The sequence below is a fragment of the Ectopseudomonas oleovorans genome, from assembly GCF_029845265.1.
GTDB classification, from domain to species: Bacteria; Pseudomonadota; Gammaproteobacteria; order Pseudomonadales; family Pseudomonadaceae; genus Aquipseudomonas; species Aquipseudomonas oleovorans.
In genome coordinates this window covers 41,375-59,896 of the sequence record NZ_JAOCLK010000030.1, presented here as the reverse complement: position 1 = coordinate 59,896, position 18,522 = coordinate 41,375, and the positions used below count along the sequence as shown (strand labels likewise).

Annotated in this window: 20 protein-coding genes; 14 read left to right on the top strand and 6 right to left on the bottom strand. The window is 62.1% G+C overall.

Going from position 1 to position 18,522, the window contains the following annotated elements; all coding sequences use genetic code 11:
* Positions 1-495: 495 nt before the first annotated feature.
* Together N5J71_RS15560 and N5J71_RS15555 are read right to left on the bottom strand one after the other, a co-directional pair.
* On the bottom strand, positions 496-1,245 hold the full coding sequence (locus tag N5J71_RS15560) for an MBL fold metallo-hydrolase (protein ID WP_028238036.1): 750 nt from the start codon (positions 1,243-1,245) through the stop codon (positions 496-498).
* 11 nt (positions 1,246-1,256) lie between these two features.
* Complete coding sequence (locus N5J71_RS15555; RefSeq protein ID WP_021207410.1) at positions 1,257-1,691, bottom strand: hypothetical protein; 435 nt, start codon at positions 1,689-1,691, stop codon at positions 1,257-1,259.
* A gap of 188 nt (positions 1,692-1,879) precedes the next feature.
* On the opposite strand from N5J71_RS15555, the gene N5J71_RS15550 reads away from it, so the two are divergent.
* The 4 genes from N5J71_RS15550 to N5J71_RS15535 are packed head-to-tail and all read left to right on the top strand — an operon-like array spanning position 1,880 to position 3,918.
* On the top strand, positions 1,880-2,218 hold the full coding sequence (locus N5J71_RS15550; protein WP_028238035.1) for an ArsR/SmtB family transcription factor: 339 nt from the start codon (positions 1,880-1,882) through the stop codon (positions 2,216-2,218).
* Complete coding sequence (locus N5J71_RS15545; protein WP_279917188.1) at positions 2,215-2,646, top strand: YeeE/YedE family protein; 432 nt, start codon at positions 2,215-2,217, stop codon at positions 2,644-2,646. The genes N5J71_RS15550 and N5J71_RS15545 overlap by 4 nt, the downstream gene beginning before the upstream one ends.
* A 9-nt stretch (positions 2,647-2,655) precedes the next feature.
* Entirely contained in the window at positions 2,656-3,081 is a 426-nt protein-coding gene (locus N5J71_RS15540; RefSeq protein ID WP_057387751.1) for a YeeE/YedE family protein, read from the top strand.
* A 54-nt stretch (positions 3,082-3,135) separates the two neighbouring features.
* Positions 3,136-3,918: a sulfite exporter TauE/SafE family protein gene (locus tag N5J71_RS15535; RefSeq protein WP_057387749.1), complete on the top strand. Its 783-nt coding sequence runs from the start codon at positions 3,136-3,138 to the stop codon at positions 3,916-3,918.
* Between the two features lie 55 nt (positions 3,919-3,973).
* On the opposite strand, the gene N5J71_RS15530 is transcribed toward N5J71_RS15535, so the two are convergent.
* The 3 genes from N5J71_RS15530 to N5J71_RS15520 all read right to left on the bottom strand — a co-directional run bounded on the left by N5J71_RS15530 (position 3,974) and on the right by N5J71_RS15520 (position 7,472).
* Positions 3,974-5,362: an MBL fold metallo-hydrolase gene (locus tag N5J71_RS15530; RefSeq protein ID WP_045431018.1), complete on the bottom strand. Its 1,389-nt coding sequence runs from the start codon at positions 5,360-5,362 to the stop codon at positions 3,974-3,976.
* A gap of 89 nt (positions 5,363-5,451) precedes the next feature.
* Entirely contained in the window at positions 5,452-6,780 is a 1,329-nt protein-coding gene (locus N5J71_RS15525; RefSeq protein WP_279917187.1) for a sensor histidine kinase, read from the bottom strand.
* The gene (locus tag N5J71_RS15520) at positions 6,777-7,472 is read right to left on the bottom strand and encodes a response regulator (RefSeq protein ID WP_057387746.1); all 696 of its coding nucleotides are present in this window, start codon (positions 7,470-7,472) and stop codon (positions 6,777-6,779) included. The genes N5J71_RS15525 and N5J71_RS15520 overlap by 4 nt, the downstream gene beginning before the upstream one ends.
* 192 nt (positions 7,473-7,664) lie before the next feature.
* Between N5J71_RS15520 and dsbD the strand changes: the two genes are divergently transcribed.
* From dsbD to N5J71_RS15495, 5 genes are read left to right on the top strand one after another with little or no spacing between them, the layout of a single operon-like run.
* Positions 7,665-9,410, top strand: coding sequence for a protein-disulfide reductase DsbD (gene dsbD / locus N5J71_RS15515; RefSeq protein ID WP_075750112.1), 1,746 nt, complete (start codon positions 7,665-7,667; stop codon positions 9,408-9,410).
* Positions 9,410-10,225, top strand: a complete 816-nt coding sequence (locus N5J71_RS15510; RefSeq protein ID WP_279917186.1) for a TlpA family protein disulfide reductase — start codon at positions 9,410-9,412, stop codon at positions 10,223-10,225. Before dsbD ends, N5J71_RS15510 begins: the two co-directional genes overlap by 1 nt.
* Positions 10,222-10,998, top strand: coding sequence for a thiol:disulfide interchange protein DsbG (gene dsbG / locus N5J71_RS15505; RefSeq protein ID WP_279917185.1), 777 nt, complete (start codon positions 10,222-10,224; stop codon positions 10,996-10,998). Before N5J71_RS15510 ends, dsbG begins: the two co-directional genes overlap by 4 nt.
* Before the next feature lie 57 nt (positions 10,999-11,055).
* A complete protein-coding gene (locus tag N5J71_RS15500; RefSeq protein ID WP_279917184.1) occupies positions 11,056-11,703 on the top strand; it encodes a c-type cytochrome in 648 nt (215 codons plus the stop codon).
* Positions 11,700-12,617, top strand: coding sequence for a c-type cytochrome (locus N5J71_RS15495; RefSeq protein WP_003289353.1), 918 nt, complete (start codon positions 11,700-11,702; stop codon positions 12,615-12,617). The genes N5J71_RS15500 and N5J71_RS15495 overlap by 4 nt, the downstream gene beginning before the upstream one ends.
* 399 nt (positions 12,618-13,016) lie before the next feature.
* Here the strand turns inward: N5J71_RS15495 and N5J71_RS15490 are convergent, their stop codons facing one another.
* Positions 13,017-13,400 (bottom strand): VOC family protein, encoded by a 384-nt coding sequence (locus tag N5J71_RS15490; RefSeq protein ID WP_231098776.1) that lies wholly within the window; start codon positions 13,398-13,400, stop codon positions 13,017-13,019.
* A 594-nt stretch (positions 13,401-13,994) separates the two neighbouring features.
* Between N5J71_RS15490 and phnC the strand changes: the two genes are divergently transcribed.
* From phnC to N5J71_RS15465, 5 genes are read left to right on the top strand one after another with little or no spacing between them, the layout of a single operon-like run.
* Positions 13,995-14,804 (top strand): phosphonate ABC transporter ATP-binding protein, encoded by an 810-nt coding sequence (gene phnC / locus N5J71_RS15485; protein WP_279917183.1) that lies wholly within the window; start codon positions 13,995-13,997, stop codon positions 14,802-14,804.
* 14 nt (positions 14,805-14,818) lie between these two features.
* Positions 14,819-15,682 (top strand): phosphate/phosphite/phosphonate ABC transporter substrate-binding protein, encoded by an 864-nt coding sequence (gene phnD / locus N5J71_RS15480; RefSeq protein ID WP_003117866.1) that lies wholly within the window; start codon positions 14,819-14,821, stop codon positions 15,680-15,682.
* An 8-nt stretch (positions 15,683-15,690) separates the two neighbouring features.
* Entirely contained in the window at positions 15,691-16,518 is an 828-nt protein-coding gene (gene phnE, locus N5J71_RS15475; protein WP_003298907.1) for a phosphonate ABC transporter, permease protein PhnE, read from the top strand.
* An 8-nt stretch (positions 16,519-16,526) separates the two neighbouring features.
* A complete protein-coding gene (gene ptxD / locus N5J71_RS15470; RefSeq protein ID WP_279917182.1) occupies positions 16,527-17,537 on the top strand; it encodes a phosphonate dehydrogenase PtxD in 1,011 nt (336 codons plus the stop codon).
* The gene (locus N5J71_RS15465) at positions 17,531-18,451 is read left to right on the top strand and encodes a LysR family transcriptional regulator (protein ID WP_049951354.1); all 921 of its coding nucleotides are present in this window, start codon (positions 17,531-17,533) and stop codon (positions 18,449-18,451) included. Before ptxD ends, N5J71_RS15465 begins: the two co-directional genes overlap by 7 nt.
* The last annotated feature ends 71 nt before the right edge of the window (positions 18,452-18,522 follow it).

Below are 18,522 nucleotides of genomic sequence, written 5' to 3'. Positions count from 1 at the left end.
AAGCGGCCTGTCGCGAAGGGCAGGTTTCAGCTAAAAGTAGATAAGGGCGCGTTAGCGGAGCTCGTTTTTTTGTCCTGACGAAGTGGTAGATGGGCGAATCGGCGAGACCGAAACTCATATCGCAGGGTATGAGCGCCAAGCCCCGCCCATCAGATACCGAGGGTTTGGTGGTTTGAACGATCTATCCGGATAGCTCCGGTTTGGCACCAGGTTTTTGCTCGTCGGAGTTTTGCGCGCTGGAAGACGCCTCGATAGACGATGGGTTTTCCTCATCCAGCTGGCAAATCGTGCAGTTCTGGCTATCTGGATGATTAGTTTCGACATAGCGAACGCGGCGGCTTCCCGATTGCCGGTTTGCGCTCACGCGGAAACGGGGTCGATCAGGGGTCTTCATATTCAATCCCTCACGTAGCGAAATGGATGCTTGGTAACGTCGCCTGGAGGCTGCGAACGGTGATCGATTCCCCGGGCCTCACGGGGGCTGGCATGACGTGCTCAACCCTCAGGACTGTGCTCAACCTGTTCGCAATAGCGACGGAAATTATCCGTCAGGTCGGGTGGGCATACGCCGCACTGGCGATTCCCCGGCACGGCGTGATCGATGAACGCGGGATAGGGCAAGTTCAGTTCCGCCATGATGTCGCGGAAGCGCTCCAACGTTATCGCTTCACCGAGTCGGGGATTGCGCTGCTTTTCCTGGGCGATGGTCGAGACTCGTCGACCGCTGTAGTCATGGCTGGGATAGACCAGGGTGTCGTCTGGCAGCGTGAACAGCTTGTTTCTAACGCTGTGAAACAGGTCGTCGGCGCTGCCGTTCTGAAAGTCAGTCCTACCGCAGCCGTCGATGAGCAATGCATCACCGCTGAACAGGCGATCAGCGAGGAGATAGGCAAAGTGCCCGTCTGTGTGCCCGGGGGTATGCAAGGGTGTGAACTGCAGGCTGCCGACGATGAAAGGGACACCTTCTTCGATGCCCACATCCGTGCAGGGCAACTTGTCGATAGCCGGCCCCGCGATACGGCAGCCGGTCTGCTTCTTCAGCTCCAGCGCGGCGGTGATGTGGTCGGCATGTATGTGGGTATCCAAGGTGAACGCCAGCTGCAGGTCCAGCCTGGCCAGCTCGGCCAGGTCGCGGTCCGTTGCGGAAATGACCGGGTCGATGAGCACGGCCTGGCCGGTGTCCTCGCACCCGAGTACGTAGGTATAAGTGGACGACACGGGCTCGAACAGCTGGCGAAATATCATGATGGTCTCGGCTAGTGGTGAGTGTTCAGCGGTGCCTGTTCCAGCGCACTGAGCAGTGCATACTTTTCCTGATCGATCTCGCCCCGCGTGCGGATACCCAGCCGGCGCAAGATCGCCAGCGGCGGGCACCAGCCCTGCAAGCCGTGTTGCAGAAGAAACGGCAGCACGACGCCAGGCAGCAGAAACCACTTTCGGTTTGCTGTCAGGCCAAGTAGCAAGCCAGACAGCGCGAGCGAGGAGGCATTGACCTCAAGCACGCGCTCCACGTCCCACTCGCGATCCAGGGCGTCGATACGCTGAAGGATTGCGCTTCGTCCCATCCCGCTGAATCGACGAATGTTCTCGTCCGTTTGCCGATCGATTTCCTGATTCACAGGTTGGGACGTTGAGCGGCGAACCCGGTCCGCCTGGTCATGATTGGTACTGTTTTGCTGTATCGATGACATGTTGATCTCCTGGTTCGCGCCGGCGGGGTGGGCGCGGCGAGGTGAAAAGTCACAGCGATGCCGCATATTTTTAGGACGAGTGCGGGACGTCGAGTTCCGACCGGGCGTCCGCTGTAGCGTCTATACGATCTATTGAAATATATATTGATAAATCGTATTGTCAAATCCACCTGACCCACCTGAACAAAATGGCCCACATGGCAGATCTCGATATCGAAACGCTTCGTCGCAGTGCTGCGGACGCCTGCGGCTTGCTGAAAGTGCTCGGCAACCCTGACCGCCTGCTGTTGCTCTGCCAGCTGACCCAGGGTGAGCACTGCGTGGGTGACCTCGCCAATGCGACGGGCATTGTGCAGCCGACCCTGTCGCAGCAGCTCACGGTGCTGCGCCATAACGGCTTGGTCAGCACCCGACGCGAGGGCAAGCAAGTGCATTACAGCATCGCCAGCCAACAAGCGATGGAGGTTATGCAGGTGCTCTACCGGCTTTACTGTCAGCATCCCGAACGCGAGGAACCCTCGACATGACGATTGACTGGGTACATTTCACACCGTGGTCCTCGCTCGCCGGGGGCGCGCTGATCGGTCTTGCTGCGACCTTGTTTATTCTGTTGAGCGGAAGAATCGCGGGCATTAGCGGCGTGATCGGCGGCTTGCTGCGGCCAGGCAAAGGCGATGTGCTCTGGCGTGTTGCCTTCATTACCGGGCTGGTGATCGCGCCGGTGCTGTTTCAGGCCGCGTTCGAGCAACCAGACATCGACGTAGAGGCGAGCACCTTGACGCTAATCGCGGCTGGTGTGTTGGTCGGGATCGGCACGCGGTATGGCTCCGGTTGTACGAGCGGGCATGGCGTCTGCGGGTTGTCGCGACGGTCGCCGCGCTCGCTGGTCGCGACGGCCGCCTTCATGGCCAGCGGCTTTCTGACCGTGTTCGTCATCCGCCACCTGCTGGGCTGAGGAGTTGCCATGAAATTGCTGAGCGCCTTTGTAGCGGGGCTGATTTTCGGCCTCGGCCTGATCCTGTCAGGGATGGCCAATCCGTCCAAAGTGATCGCCTTTCTCGATCTGGCCGGTCCGTGGGACCCCTCGCTCGCGTTCGTTATGGGCGGTGCGATTGCGGTCGGCAGTGTCGGGTTCTATTTCGCCTCCAAACGGTCCCGGGCGGTGCTGGGAGATGTCATGCGAATGCCCACCGCCACCCGGATCGATCGCCCTCTTGTGCTGGGCAGCCTGGCATTCGGAGCGGGATGGGGGCTGGCCGGCTACTGTCCGGGTCCGGCGGTCGCGACGCTTTTGAGTGGTCGGAGCGAACCCCTGATCTTTGTCCTCGCCATGTTGGCGGGTATGGCGCTCTACGAGTTACAGACACGCTTTTCAGGGAAGCCGCAGTGAAACGTTGCGGTCGCTGTAAATCGAAAGGTGATCCAAGGCTTCCGGAGCGCAACGATGGTTGAGATCGGGCTCGGGCTATTGGTCGGCCTCGTCCTGGCGCTGACCGGGGCGGGCGGCGGCATCCTCACAGTGCCGTTGCTGATCTTCGTGGTCGGGCTCGAGCTGCATCAGGCCGCGCCCATCGGGTTGATGGCGGTCGGACTTGCCGCATGGGTCGGAGCGGTGATTGGCCTACGGGACGGCATTGTCCGTTACAAGGCCGCGGCGTTGATGGCCTGCTGTGGCGTGCTGCTTGCGCCCGTTGGCGTCTGGGTGGCCGCGCGGGTAGCGCACGATGTGCTTGCGGTGGTGTTTGCGCTGGTGATGTTCTGGGTCGCCTTCAGGGCATTCAGGCGCCCACCGAGCGATGACTCGACCCCGAGAGCCGTGCCCTGTCGGCTGAACCCGCAGACGGGCCGCTTTCACTGGACCTCACGCTGTGCAGCGACCGTCGCCGCCTCCGGCACCTTGGCCGGTTTCCTCTCCGGCTTGCTGGGGGTCGGCGGCGGGTTCGTGCTGGTGCCGGCGCTCAGTCGCTTCAGTGATCTGCCGATGCGTTCGATTGCCGCCACGTCGTTGGCGGTCATTGGCCTGGTGTCCGTCAGCGGCGTGTTGTCCGCCGCGCTGACGGGTAGCATTCAGTGGGCAGTGGCGCTGCCGTTCTCGGCCGGTGCGGTGCTGGGGATGTTTGCCGGCCGCACGGTTTCATCTCGCCTGGACGGGCGCGTGCTGCAGCGAGGCTTCGGGTTGGTAGCGGCTGTTGCCGCGTCGGCTTTGTTGCTTCAAGTCGCCTTCTGATCGCGCGCCCGCAGGTAGCAAGCCAGACACCTGCGCCGCGCGACCGGATAAGACGTTAGCCTTCCTGGACCGGCAGGTTTGCCGCCTTCCAGGCCATCCAGGAGCCCGGAACATTGGCCACATCACGAAAGCCGGCCTTCTTGAGGATGCTGGCGGCGATGGAGGCGCGATAGCCGGAGCCGCAGTAGGTGACGGTGGTCTTGTCCGGATCCAGCTCGTTGAGCCGGTCAGCAAGGTGCGCGACGAAGATGTGCCTAGCGCCAGGCACCCGGCCCGCCGCGACCTCTTGAGGGCTGCGTACATCCAGCACCTGCACATCGGGCGCTTCACGACGTGCATTCAGTTCATGAACCGTCCATTCCTGAAGCCTGTTCAGCGGTAGCGCCGCGTTCTGCCAGTCCGTCATGCCGTTGCGTAGATAGCCGCGAATATCGTCAAGGCCTATCCGGTAGAGCTGGGTGACAGCCTGGTGAACATCGTCGGCCGATTCGCCCACCAGCAGGATCGGGCGAGCGTCGTCGAGCATCCAGCCAGCCCAGTTCACGAACTCGTTGCGCAGGGCAATGTTGATCGCCCCGGGCACGTGCCCGCCGCCAAACGCGAGGATCGAGCGGACGTCCACGACCTGCATGCCGCGCGCCGCCAGTGTCTCGAACTCGGACGGCGCGAGTGGCGGTGGTAGGGAAGCGCCCTCCATCTGTACGGCCGAACGCACGTTCAGCTGTTTCAGGCGCGCGTAGTGACGGGGTGGTTCCGGCATGTCCGCCAGTAGCCAATCGATAAACTCGTCCTCGCTCCGCTGCTCGCGCAACGCGGGGTTGAAGAGACGCTCGCTGCCGAGCGTGGAGTGGCGTCGGTCGCCGATGGATTTGCCGCAGGCCGAGCCGGCGCCGTGGCAGGGGTAGATTTCGATCCGGTCGCCAAGGGGCAGGTAGTGATCGAAAAGTGTGTGGTACAGCGCGCCGGCGAGTTTTCGTTCACTGCCTTCGCCCAGCAGGTCGGGGCGCCCGACGTCCAGGTTGAACAGGGTGTCGCCGGTAAACAGCGCGATCGGCTGGTCGCCCTGCTGGGCGTCGAACAGCTGCAGGGAGATGTGTTCTGGCGTATGCCCGGGCGTGTGCATGACTTGCAACGTGGCCTGCCCGAGCTCTATGGTCTCGCCACCGCTGACCTGGCGAAGCTCGAACTCGTAGTTATCCGCGCGACCGCCGATGATCTGTGCCCCGGTGCGCTTCGCCAGCGCCTGGGCGCCGGACACGAAGTCGGCATGGATATGTGTTTCGATGGCGTAGGCGATTCGCAGGCCTCGCGCCTTGGCCATTTGCAGGTAGATATCGATGTCGCGGCGGGGGTCGATGACCGCGGCTACCGCGGCCTTGCTGTCGCCGATCAGATAGGAAATCTGCGCCAGGCCGTCTGTATAAAAAGGTTCGAAAACAAGCATTGCCACCTCCGACGATGGTTAACGGATTGCTCAGTCAACTATTCGGACGGTGTGCGTGGCTGGACGTTCAGGCTATCGAGATGCCGTCATCAGGGAGCGGGAGCCTGCAGGCTGACCACCAGCTCGACGACGAGACCATCCGCCTGCGGTACGAAACGCAGATCGCAGGCACAGCGCTCGGCGATCGCCTTGACAATGGACAGGCCCAGACCACTGCCTTCACCTTCGCCGCTGCGCCAGAAGCGCTCCGTCAGACGCTCGAGCATTTCCGGCGGGATGGCCGGGCCGTGATCCTGCACGCTGAAGCGAACCCGGCTTTCATCCAGCTGGGAGATCGTCAAGCGGATGGTCGTGCCGTCCTGGGTATGGCGGCGGGCATTGTCGAGCAGGTTGCGCAATGCCGCGACCGCCAGGGTGGGCGGCATCGCCAGTGGGCGAAGGGAGACCTCTTGCGCCCCGCACAGCTCGATGTGCGGCCCAGGCTGCTGGCTGGCGTCAGCGATCGCCAGTTGCGCGACTTCGAGCGCCGTGCAACTGAGCCCGTCATCAAAGGACACGCGGCCTTCCACTCGCGCCAGCATGAGCAGCTGTTCGAGGATCCGGTGCAGGCGATCCGTGCCGATCTCGGCCTGGGCCAACGCCCGTTTCGCGGTGTCGCCCTCGGTCATGGCCGCCACCTGGAGGTGGGTCTTGATGGCGGTCAACGGGCTGCGCAGTTCATGGGCGGCATCATCGGTCAGCCGGCGTTCGCGTTCGAGCATTTGCGCGATCCGCGCAAACAGCTGGTTCTGTGTTTCGACAAGAGGCGTCAGCTCTCGCGGCAGCCGTTCGATGTGCAACGGCTCCACTGAATCGGCGCTGCGTTGCGCCAGGGCCATGCGTATTCGTCTGAGCGGCGCAAGGCCGTTGCCGATTCCGATCCACAGCACGATCAGGCTGCCCAGCAACGCGACAAAAACCGGCAACGCCGCGGCCAGGAGCACCGAACGCTGGAGTGCGGTGCGCTCGTCAAGGCGATCGGCCGTGGTGATGCGCATGCCGTTCTGGATGAAGGTGAAACTACGCCAGGCGGTATCGCCGATTATCTGGTCGTGAAAGCCGGTGCGCTGAGCGTCGAGTGCACTGTCTGGCGCCGCATGGCTGCGCGCCAGGATTTCACCCCGCAAAGAGCTGATCTGGCAGGCCAGGCCGTTTTCGATGCCCAGTTGTTCGGCGCTTAGACGGGTGCCTTCGCCCAGTTGCGGTTGCGGCAGTTGCACCAGCAGACCCGCGACCATCCGCGCCGACGCAGCAAGGCGCTGGTCGAGGGACTGCATCAACTGATTGCGAACATCGAAGAGCATCCAGGTCGCGGCCAGCGCCCAGAGCAGCACGAAGGCCGAGCCAAGGGTGAGGGTCAGGCGCAGGCGCAAGCTCATGGGGCGGGTGCCTCGGTGGGTGCCGACGCATGGCCAGCAGGGCCGAGGCGATAACCTATCCCCCTGACGGTTTCGACGATGCCGTTACCCAGCTTGCGCCTGAGATGGTGGATATGGACATTCAGGGCGTTGCTTTCGACGTCATCGCCCAGTCCGTACACGGCGTCCTTGAGCTGCTCGGCCGATAGCACGCGGCCGGGGTTCTGCAGCAGCGCCTGGAGCAGCGCCTGTTCACGGCGCGACAGGTCCACGGGTTCGCCTGCCATGAACGCCGCACAGGCGGCGGGATCGTAGCTCAGCGTTCCATGTTCGATCATCTGCGTCGCCCGACCGGCAGCGCGGCGCAGCAGGGCATGCAGGCGGGCGGCGAGCTCACGCAGGTCGAAGGGTTTGACGAGGTAGTCGTCAGCGCCCGCCTGAAGCCCGGAGACCCTTTCGGTCACTGCATCCCGCGCGGTCAGGATCAGCACAGGCAGCTCGAGGCCGCGGCGGCGCAGGCGCTGCAGAAAGCGCAGGCCGTCTTCGTCAGGCAGACCCAGATCGAGAATCATCAGGTCGAAGCTGGCTGTGCGCAGCAGCGAGTCGGCCTGCCCGGCCGTAGCGGCATGGGCCACGCTGAAGCCCTGGGCTTCGAGCCCGGCGACGATGCCACTGGCGATCAGTGCGTTGTCTTCTGTCAGCAGTACGTGCATGTGGGAATCGCTTGATAGGCAGCAGTCAGTATCGTCCGCCTGGATTAACGGCGCGTTAGCAGATGGTACGCCGAGTTGCTCGTGCCTCAACGCCGCTCAGCCTTACAGGTTGTGTCCGGGCAAGCCTCGTTAATCGCCTCTTAATCCCGAGTCGGCAAGCTCGCCGTCGAATCGGGTAATCGGGTGTTGTGCATGCGAGCGCTTTTTATCTTTCTGGCCTGCTGCCTATGGTCCGTGCAGCTGGCGAACGCTTCGCCGTTCACCTTCGGTCAGAAGCAGCAGGACTTTCTGCCCGTGGACGAAGCGTTCACGCTGCACGTCGAGCAGCCTGACGCTGGCGGAGTCGTGCTGCGCTGGGACATTGCGCCCGGCTATTACCTCTACCAGGAGCGCCTACGATTCGCAGGGCTGGCACCGGGGACCGAGCCCCAGTTGCCGCCTGGCGAGCCCTACCATGACGAGTATTTTGGTGATTCGCGAATCTATCGCGACAGCCTGGAAGTGCAGCTCCCCGATGCGAATATCGCGTCGCTTGAACTCGGCTGGCAAGGCTGCGCCGATGCCGGCCTGTGCTATCCGCCGCAAACCCGCACGGTAGACCTGGGCGGCAGCAGCACGCCTCCGTCCACGCCGGTTCAGGCCGACGACCAGGCCTTGGCCAGCGGGCTACAGCAGCAGTCGCTGGGCTGGAGCCTGCTGATCTTCTTCGGACTCGGCCTGCTGCTTGCCTTTGCGCCCTGTTCGCTGCCGATGCTGCCTATCCTGGCCGGCATCGTGGTGGGTAGCCAGGCCGGGCCTCGCCGCGGCATGGCCCTGGCTGGCGCCTACGTATTCAGCATGGCGCTGGTCTACGCCGCCCTTGGGGTGGTGGCGGCGCTACTGGGTGCGAATCTGCAGGGATGGCTGATGCAGCCGTGGCTGATCGCAAGCTTCGCTGGCCTGTTCGTGCTCCTGTCGCTGCCCATGTTCGGCTTCTTCGAGCTGCAACTGCCGGCCGGCCTGCGTGATCGGCTGGAGCAGGCCGGCCGCCAGCGCCGGGGCGGCAGCCTCGCCGGGGCCAGCGCGTTGGGTGTGTTGTCCGGGCTGCTGGTGGGCCCTTGCATGACCGCACCGCTGGCCGCGGCGCTGCTGTACATCGCCCAAAGCGGCGACGCCCTGAACGGTGGCCTGGTGTTGTTCGCGCTGGGCCTGGGGATCGGTACGCCGTTGGTGCTGCTGGTGACAGTGGGCAATCGCTTCCTGCCCAAGCCTGGGCCGTGGATGGATCGCGTCAAGGTGTCCTTCGGTTTCCTGTTTCTGGTCGCCGCCCTCTACGTGCTGCGTCCGCTGTTGTCCGACCCACTCTGGGTAGGGCTGTGGGGCGCGCTTCTGGTCGTGGGCGCCAGCGGGCTGTTGCACCTGTCGCGGGAACTGGTGCGGCATCAGGCGCTCAGCCGCGCGGTGGCGTCGCTGGCTGGTATATGGGGCGTAGCGTTGCTGCTCGGAGCGGCTGGCGGCGCACAGGACGTCTTGCGGCCGCTCGGTGTATTCACGGGCAGCGTTGCGTCCTCGCAAGGTGCAGAGCCTGCACACGGATTTGTCGGCTTCAGCGAGCCGGCCGACCTTGATCGTGAGCTGGCTGCCGCCAGGGCCGCGGGCCAGTGGGTGCTGGTGGACTACTACGCCGACTGGTGCGTGTCCTGCAAGGTCATGGAAAAGGAGGTGTTCGGCGACGCGCAGGTGCAGGCGGCGCTAACTGGCGTGCGGATTCTGCGGCCGGACGTGACGCAGACCGATCCCGCCAGTCGTGAGCTGCTGAACCGCTATCAGGTCATGGGGCCGCCGACGTTGCTCTTCATCGGCCCGGACGGGGAAGAGCGACGTACCCAGCGCATCACTGGCGAGGTCGATGCGAATCAATTTCTGAACAGATGGAACCAGACTATGGAGCGTGGCTGATGCTGACGATCAACCTGGGGCCACTGGCACTTGCCGTCCCACATGTGCTGATGCTGGTGAGCCTGTTTATAGCGATGCTGACCGGCTGGTGGGTTGGGCGGCGCAGCGAGCGGAATCCGGAACAACAGCTCTTCAGGCTGCTGCTGGTGGCGCTACTGGTCGCGCGGCTGGCCTTCGTGCTGGTGTACGTCGAGCATTTCCGAGATGAGCCCTGGCGCGTGATCGACATACGTGACGGCGGTTTCATTGCCTGGCCGGGCTTGGTGGTGGCCGTTCTGTTGGGTTCCTTGCTGGCCTGGCGCGACAGCGGGCTGCGCCGACCGCTGGGCGCAGCGGTGCTGGTGGGTGTGCTCAGCTGGGGGTTCGGGACCCTTGCGTTGCACGCGTTCGAGCAGGGCACGCGACTGCCTGAGATGGGCCTGCGGGACAACCAGGGTAAACCCGTCGCCTTGCAGGATTACGTTGGCAAGCCCCTAGTAGTCAACCTGTGGGCCACCTGGTGCCCTCCTTGCAGACGAGAAATGCCAGTCCTTGCGCAGGCGCAACAAGACAACACCGACGTGACCTTTCTGTTCGTCAACCAGGGCGAGGGCGAGCGATTGATTGCCGACTTCCTCGACGGCGAAGGGCTCGGCCTGGAAAACGTCCTGCTCGATACCGGCGGTCGTCTGGGCCAGCACGTAGGGTCTGCGTCGCTGCCCACCACGCTTTTTTATGACGCCGAGGGACGCCAGGTTGGCAGCCACCTCGGCGAGCTGTCCCGTGCCAGCCTGGCGCGCGCCCTTGAGCAACTAGAGGTTAAAACCCAGCCATGAAACCGGTACGTTCACTTTCGTTTTTTATCTCAACGCTCGCCTTACTGCCGACGCCCTGGGCGCTGGCCGAAGCGCTGCCTCCCGCGGTTCAGGCCATTGAAGCGCGCGGAGCCAAAGTGGTCGGCAGTTTCGACGCGCCGGGCGGATTAAAGGGCTACGCGGCGCGTTACAACGGACAAGGCATTGCGCTGTATCTGACACCGGACGGTGATCATGTCGTGATCGGCAGTTTGCTGGACGCCGCTGGCGAAGACCTGACCAAGGCACCGCTGGAAAAGCTGGTGTATGAGCCGATGAGCAGCGAGATGTGGCAGCGGCTCGAAAGCAGCACCTGGATTGCTGACGGCGCGGCTGAGGCGCCACGGGTTATCTACATGTTTTCCGACCCGAACTGCCCGTTCTGCAATATGTTCTGGAAACAGGCGCGGCCCTGGGTCGAAGCGGGTGACGTTCAGCTTCGCCACGTGATGGTCGGCATGCTGCGCCCGGACAGCGCCGGTAAATCCGCGGCACTGCTGGCCGCGAAGGACCCTGAGGCGGCGCTCAATGAGCACGAGGCCGCGGGCAAGGCCAGCACGCTCAAGGCCATCAAGCGTATCGCGCCCGAGGTGAATGAACAGCTTGAGGCGAACCTCACCCTGATGGGCGAAATGGGCGCCTCGGCCACCCCGGCTATCTATTACCTAGATGAGCAAGGGCGTCTGCAGCAGCATCAGGGCGCGCCTCGTCCCGAGGCGTTGAATGGCATCATGGGGCCGTTGTCCAAACGCTAGCAACACGACACGGTCAGTCAGCACCGGCACCTATAACAAGAATGATCTGGAGGCTACATGAACGTCCCCCTCTGGCCCTTGGCCGGGCTCTTCCTTGCGATTTCGGTGTCCGCGCACGCCGCGGATGCCGCTGCGGTGTACAGCAAAGGCGGGGCCAACACCGCCGCGATGGCGTGCGCTACCTGCCACGGCGCCGAGGGCGAAGGCATGGCCGCTGCGGGATACCCCCGTCTGGCCGGCTTGTCGGCGAATTACATGCGCAAGCAACTGGCTGATTTCGCATCCGGTGCGCGGGCGAATCCAATCATGCAGCCCATTGCGGCAGCCTTAAGCCGTGAGGAAGCCGAGGCCGTCTCGACGATGCTGGCTGACAAGCCGCAACCGCAGGTCGAGCGAATCGACCGCACCGCGTTGGTCGACGGGCCTAGCGAAACCCTTGCGCTGCGCGGCGCCTGGGAACGCAACATCCCCGAGTGCGTTGCCTGCCACGGCCCCAGCGGAACGGGCGTCGGCGACGCCTTCCCACCGCTGGCCGGGCAGTCGGCACAGTACCTGTCGTCTCAGTTGACCGCCTGGCGTCAGGGCACCCGCAAGAACGACCCCAACGACTTGATGGGCCACATCGCGCGTAGCTTGACCGAGGACGAGGTAATGGCGGTCTCGACATACTTCGCAGGCCTGACCGACAAAGGAGCAGCCAAATGAAGCCCCATACAAGCGCACTGCTGTTGATGTCATTGGCCTTCCCGGTGCTCGCGGACGACATCGCGATGGAAGATCAGTCGCAGATCCTGACCGGGGCCGGTGATCCCGCCAGCAGCAAGTACTTCCAACCGCCCAAGGAAAGCGAACTGCCTGACAACGCCTACGGGCAGTTGGTACAGCAAGGGCGCGCCATATTCGTCGATACCAAGACGCATGCGCCCGACTATGTGGGCAACGGCCTGGCCTGTGCGAACTGCCACCTCGAACAAGGCCGGAAAGCCAACTCTGCGCCGCTCTGGGCTGCCTACACCATGTACCCGGCGTACCGAAAGAAGAACGACAAGGTGAACAGCTATGCCGAGCGCCTTCAGGGCTGTTTCCAGTTCAGTATGAACGGCAAGGCACCCGAGGCTGACGGCCCCGTTATCGCCGCGCTTTCAGCCTATTCCTACTGGCTTGCAACCGGAGCACCCACGGGGCAAGAGCTGCCCGGTCGGGCCTATCCGGAAGTGCCACAACCCGAAGGCGGCTACGACCTGGCGAAGGGAGAACAGGTCTACGACGCACAGTGCGCCGTCTGTCATGGGCCAAACGGGGAAGGGCAGAAGTCTGGTGACCTTTATGTATTCCCGCCACTCTGGGGGGCGGACTCGTTCAACTGGGGTGCTGGCATGCATCGAATCAACACGGCTGCGGCGTTCATCAAGGAAAACATGCCACTGGGCAAAGGCGGCACCCTGTCAGATGAAGACGCCTGGAACGTGGCGGCCTTCATGAACAGCCACGAGCGACCGCAAGACCCGCGCTTGATTGATGGCTCAGTCGAGAAAACTCGAGATAAGTACCACGCCAATGACGGCGTGAACCTTTACGGCAAGACCGTTAACGGCAAGATGTTGGGTAAGGGTATCTGACAGCCAAGGCGCTGGTGTCGCTACCTGCGTTTTGCGGTCGATTATCTCAACTCATGGCTTAGGTGGGCCGCTTACCGGGCTGTCCGCTTTTGGCCGAAAGCGGTCGTCTAGTACTGTAACTCCTCGTACTGGCCGGTAGCGTATCAAGTGGCATCGTTCAGCTAACGAAGCGTTCCGAGTCGACCCCGAACCAGAAACGGCATGAGATTTACCGGGGTGACGCCAGTCGGGGCATGCCAGCGAATATCGCCGAAGGGGTCAAAAGGAGCTAAGACGATTTGGTCACTAAGTGCAGGATATATCGGATTGCTATCTTGAGTAGCTAATACATGTTTGTTTGGTCGCTTGTTCATATAAATGATTCATCTATATAGAGGCGACCAAGACTTAGTGGTAACGCTAACCGCCACACTGGTTATCGTCGAAATAGACAAAGGCCAACTTGTTGCCGTCAGGATCACGAACATAGGCTGCGTAGAATCCCGTTCCGTACTCAGGTCTGGGGCCAGGAGAGCCTTCGTCAGTACCTCCGTTCTCAAGCGCGAGTTCAAAGAGTCGCCCTATTAGCGCTGGGCTCTCCGTGAGTAACGCCGTCATGGTTCCATTGCCGGGGCGTGCTTCCTCTTGGTTATAAGGAAGACAAGCGTGAAAGGTGGGGGTCCGGTTGCCCGGAACTCCCCAAGCAACCGATCGCTCGTCCCTCCACGAAATTTCCAACCCCATTGCTGAGAATATAGGTTCGTAGAAACGCGCTGAACGGTTCAGATCGGTCGTTCCGACCATTGTATATGCAATCATCCTTCCCTCCCAATCTCGCTGAAAAAAGGAGTAATAACCGAAGTGTAAAAAGCGCTGGTCATATGACATTTAGCCGAAGGCGTTCTCTTCAAGGCATCGAAGCAGATACCGCGCATGATCAGTCTACTGAGGAAACATCATTCAAGACTAGCGCGGCGTTGCTAGAAGAATAAGCGGCTTGCGCTAGCATTAAGCTGGGCGCGACAACAGACATCTAGTTGGGCGGCACCTGAAGGTTTCGACCAGCCACATAACGGCCTGGGTTAATCGACGGGCAAGAGTAGAATGTCTCCTATAGTCCGCTAGTGTGCGCTCTCTTGCTTGGATGGCATTACGTTCTGGCCCAACGTTACTGTAGCGAATCCGCAGCAGTATCAATCAAAGCCTCCTGTATCCCGCGTGAAGAAAGACGCTACGTTGCGCCCGTTCTTCCACGGCTTCGCTTGCCGCCCCGCTACGGCAGATTCGAAGCATTCATCGAAATGTCATCATTTAGAAGCAGTGCGTTAACAAGGAATTTCTACCCTTTGCATCGCGAACCGCAATTGTGCGGCCAGCAATATTGCGAAAGGTGATCAAATGACGCCCCATCCGATACAGGACGCCGTGCTGCGGGTCGACCGGTTGAGCGTCGTCTACCCAGGCGGCGTGACAGCCCTACGCGATACCTCGATTGCATTTCGGCGTGGTGAGTTCACCGTGCTGCTTGGTCTCTCGGGCGCAGGCAAGTCGACCTTGCTCCGTAGCCTCAATCGACTCGTCACGCCCACTCGCGGCAGTGTCACCAGCGAGCTCGGTGAGCTCGGCAGCGGCTCGGCCTTGCGTCAGCATCGTCGGCGTACCGCCATGATCTTTCAGCACCACCAGCTAATCGAACGTCAAAGCGCACTGGCTAATGTGCTTACCGGTCGGCTGGCCTTTCACAACACGCTCCGCTCGCTGTTTCCTCTGCCGCGTGCCGATCAGGAGATTGCGCTCAGTTGCCTCGCTCGGGTCGGTCTGGCAGACAAGGCGCTAAGCCGGGTGGACAAACTGTCCGGTGGCCAGCAGCAGCGGGTAGGCATCGCGCGTGCGCTAGCGCAACAGCCGGCGATCATTCTGGCCGATGAGCCGGTAGCCAGTCTCGACCCGGCCACTTCGGTCCGTGTTCTCGGACTGCTGCGCGACATCTGCAAGGAAGACGGCATCACCGCCATCGTTTCGCTGCATCAACTCGAATATGCCCGCCGCTTCGCCGATCGCGTCGTCGGGCTGGCCGATTCTCAGATCGTTTTCGATGCCGCGCCCTCGGAACTCACCGATGCGCAGCTTGAGCGCATCTATGCAGGCCGCTCTACGACTCAGCCAGCAACTGCTCCGGCTGAAACCCCTGTCATGCTCGCACCTTAACTGGAGATGTCCCGATGAAACGCTTATCCGCGCTCTTATTGACCTGTTTGCTGTCCGCTGTTTCAAGTCTGTCCGCCGTAGCGGCCGATGCCGATCCGGATGTGCTAAAGGTTGCGCTGCTGCCGGACGAAAACGCCTCGGAGTTGATCAAGCGAAACCAGCCGCTGAAGGATTATCTGGAAGAGCATCTGGACAAGAAGGTGCAGCTGATCGTAACCACCGACTATTCCTCGATGATTGAGGCGATGCGCTTTGGCCGTATCGACCTGGCGTATTTCGGTCCGCTGTCCTACGTCATGGCCAAAAGCAAAAGCGACATCGAGCCCTTCGCTGCCATGGTCATCGACGGCAAGCCGACCTATCGCTCAGTGATTATCGCCAATGTGGCGTCAGGCGTGAATGAGTATGCCGACCTTAAGGGCAAGAAGATGGCCTATGGTGACCGGGCATCGACGTCCAGCCATCTGATTCCCAAAACCGTGCTTCTTGAGACGGCCGAGCTGACGGGTGGGCAGGACTACGAACAACATTTTGTGGGCACGCATGACGCCGTTGCCGTCAACGTGGCGAACGGAAACGCCGATGCGGGTGGGCTGTCGGAGGTAATTTTCAATCAAGTAGCCGAACGTGGCCTAATCGATCCGAGCAAGGTGAAAGTACTTGGTTACAGCGGCGAATATCCCCAATACCCCTGGGCGATGCGCTCGAACCTGAGCCCCGAGCTGAAAACCAAGGTGCGGGATGTATTCGTCGGTATCGACGATCCCGAAGTGCTGCGCAACTTCAAAGCCGAGGCCTTCGCGCCAATCACCGACGCCGACTACGATGTGATTCGCAACATGGGATCGCTGCTCGGCCTCGACTTCGCCACGATGTGAGCACCGATATGTCTACTCATCATGACGTGCAGGCGCTGCCTGCAGAGCAACGCGAGCACATCCTTCGAGGCTTCGGCCTCGGTTGGTGGCGCCAGCTGGGGCAGGTGGCAATTGTACTCGGAGTGGTGCTGTTGGCCTGCTGGTACGTGGGGCTGCTCGATGCCACCACGCTGCTGAACGGGCTGCCCTCCATCGCGACCCTGGCAGGCGAGGCCATGCCGCCAGACTTTTCGGGCTATCGAAGCTGGATTCGCCCGTTGATCGACACGCTGGCGATGAGCATCGCCGGCACGGCCATCGCAGTGGTGTTCTCGCTGGTGGTGGCCTTCGTTGCAGCGCGCAATACGGCGCCGCACCCCCTTGTGTTCGGTGTTGCCCGGGTGCTGCTCAATGCCCTGCGGTCGGTGCCGGAGCTGATCATGGGCATCATCTTCGTTGCAGCCGTAGGGTTCGGCGCCTTGCCGGGCGTGCTTGCCCTGGGTCTGCATTCGATCGGCATGGTCGGCAAGTTCTTCGCCGAGGCCATCGAGCACGTCGACGAAGCGCCGGTGGAAGCCGCTCGGGCGGCGGGGGCTACGCCGATGCAAGTGCTGCTGCACGCGGTTTTGCCACAGGTGACTCCACAGTTCGCCGACGTGGCGATCTACCGCTGGGAATACAACTTTCGCGCCTCCACCGTGATGGGCATGGTTGGCGCCGGCGGTATCGGCTTCGAACTCATGGGCTCGCTGCGCATCATGCAGTACCAGGAGGTTGCAGCAATCCTGCTGGTCATCCTGGCCATGGTCACGCTAGTAGACGCCTTCAGTGGCGTGCTGCGCAAACGTTTCAAATAGGACAAACCATGCTGCCGAAACTCGTTATAACTCACCGAGTACACGATGAGATCCTGCAACTGCTGGCGCCACATTGCGAGCTGATGACCAACCAGAGCGACAGCACGCTGACGCGCGAGGAAATTCTGCGCCGCTGCCGCGATGCTCAGGCGATGATGGCGTTCATGCCCGATCGGGTCGATGCAGAATTTCTCCAAGCCTGCCCCGAGCTGCGTGTGGTCGGCTGCGCGCTCAAGGGCTTCGACAATTTCGATGTGGACGCCTGTACTGCCCGCGGGGTCTGGTTGACCTTCGTGCCTGATCTGTTGACGGTCCCGACTGCCGAGCTGGCGATCGGACTGGCGGTGGGGCTGGGGCGGCATCTGCGCGCAGCAGATGCGTTCGTCCGCTCTGGCAAGTTCCAGGGCTGGCAACCACAGTTCTACGGCACGGGGCTGGATAACGCGACGGTCGGCATCCTTGGCATGGGCGCCATCGGACAGGCCATGGCTGAGCGCTTGCAGGGATGGGGCGCGACCCTGCAGTACCACGAGGCGAAGGCTCTGGATACACAAACCGAGCAACGGCTCGGCCTGCGCCAGGTGGCGTGCAGCGAACTCTTCGCCAGCTCGGACTTCATCCTGCTGGCGCTTCCCTTGAATGCCGATACCCAGCATCTGGTCAACGCCGAGCTGCTTGCCCTCGTACGGCCGGGCGCTCTGCTTGTAAACCCCTGTCGTGGTTCGGTAGTGGATGAAGCCGCCGTGCTCGCGGCGCTTGAGCGAGGCCAGCTCGGCGGGTATGCGGCGGATGTATTCGAAATGGAAGACTGGGCTCGCGCGGACCGGCCGCGGCTGATCGATCCTGCGCTGCTCGCGCATCCGAATACGCTCTTCACTCCGCACATAGGGTCGGCAGTGCGCGCGGTGCGCCTGGAGATTGAACGTTGTGCAGCGCAGAGCATCATCCAGGCGTTGGCAGGTGCGCGCCCAATCAACGCTGCGAACCGTCTGCCCCAGGCCGAGCCTGCCGCATGTTGAATCCGGTCTGGCTGAAGAGCCTGGTAGCGATCGTTCAAACAGGCAGTTTTCAGAGCGCGGCGAGGGCGTTGGGGCTGGCCCAGCCGACGGTGTCGCAGCACTTGCAGAAGCTTGAAGAGCAGGTCGGCGTAACGCTGGTGCAGCGCAGTCGTAGCGGCTGCCAGCCTACCACACGTGCGCTGGCCTTCATGCCGCATGCGACCGCCTTGCTCGACATGCACGCCCGGGCGCTAGAAGCCCTGCATGGAAATAGTGAGCGCGTCGGGGCCAGCTCCAACATCGGCACCTACCTTCTCCAGCCATTCGTGCGCAGCTATCTGACGACCGCAAATGAGAGGGGCGAGGTGGATCTGCGCATCGCCGCCAACCCGGATGTGGCCGACCAGCTACTGGCGGGCCAGCTCGACGCCGCGATCATGGAATGGTGGCTACCTCACCCCGACTTCGAACACCGCCTCTGGCGGGTCGAGCCGCTGGTACTTATCGTCAGCCCCGACCATCCGCTGGCTGAAGCAGGGTGCATAGAACGCGATCGTCTGGTGGACCTGCCGATGCTGGGAGGTGAACCGGGTAGCGGTACCGGACGGCTTCTGACCGAATACTTTGGCGAGCTGGGCGTGCCTCGCAGCGGTATGCAGCTAGGCAGCACCGAGGCAGTCAAACAAGCAGTCAGGGCGGGACTCGGCGTGTCGTTGGTGATGGCTTCCGCAGTACAAGACGAAGTTCGCAGTGGCGCGCTGGTAGCTCTTCCCATCCCGGGGCTTGAAAAGCGTCTCCAACTGATCTGGCGCAAACCGCCCGGAAATCTGCACCCGCCGGGATTTGTGCGGCACTTATTGGCCGATAGCAGTCCTTCACTAGCGGCTGCTGCCGGCCAGAAGCGCCAATACCCCGCCGCTCAGCTACATCAGTAAAGCTGCACCAGTGCCGGTTGCTGGCTGATGATTGGCGCTTCACATGCCTTCATGATAACTGTATAAAAACA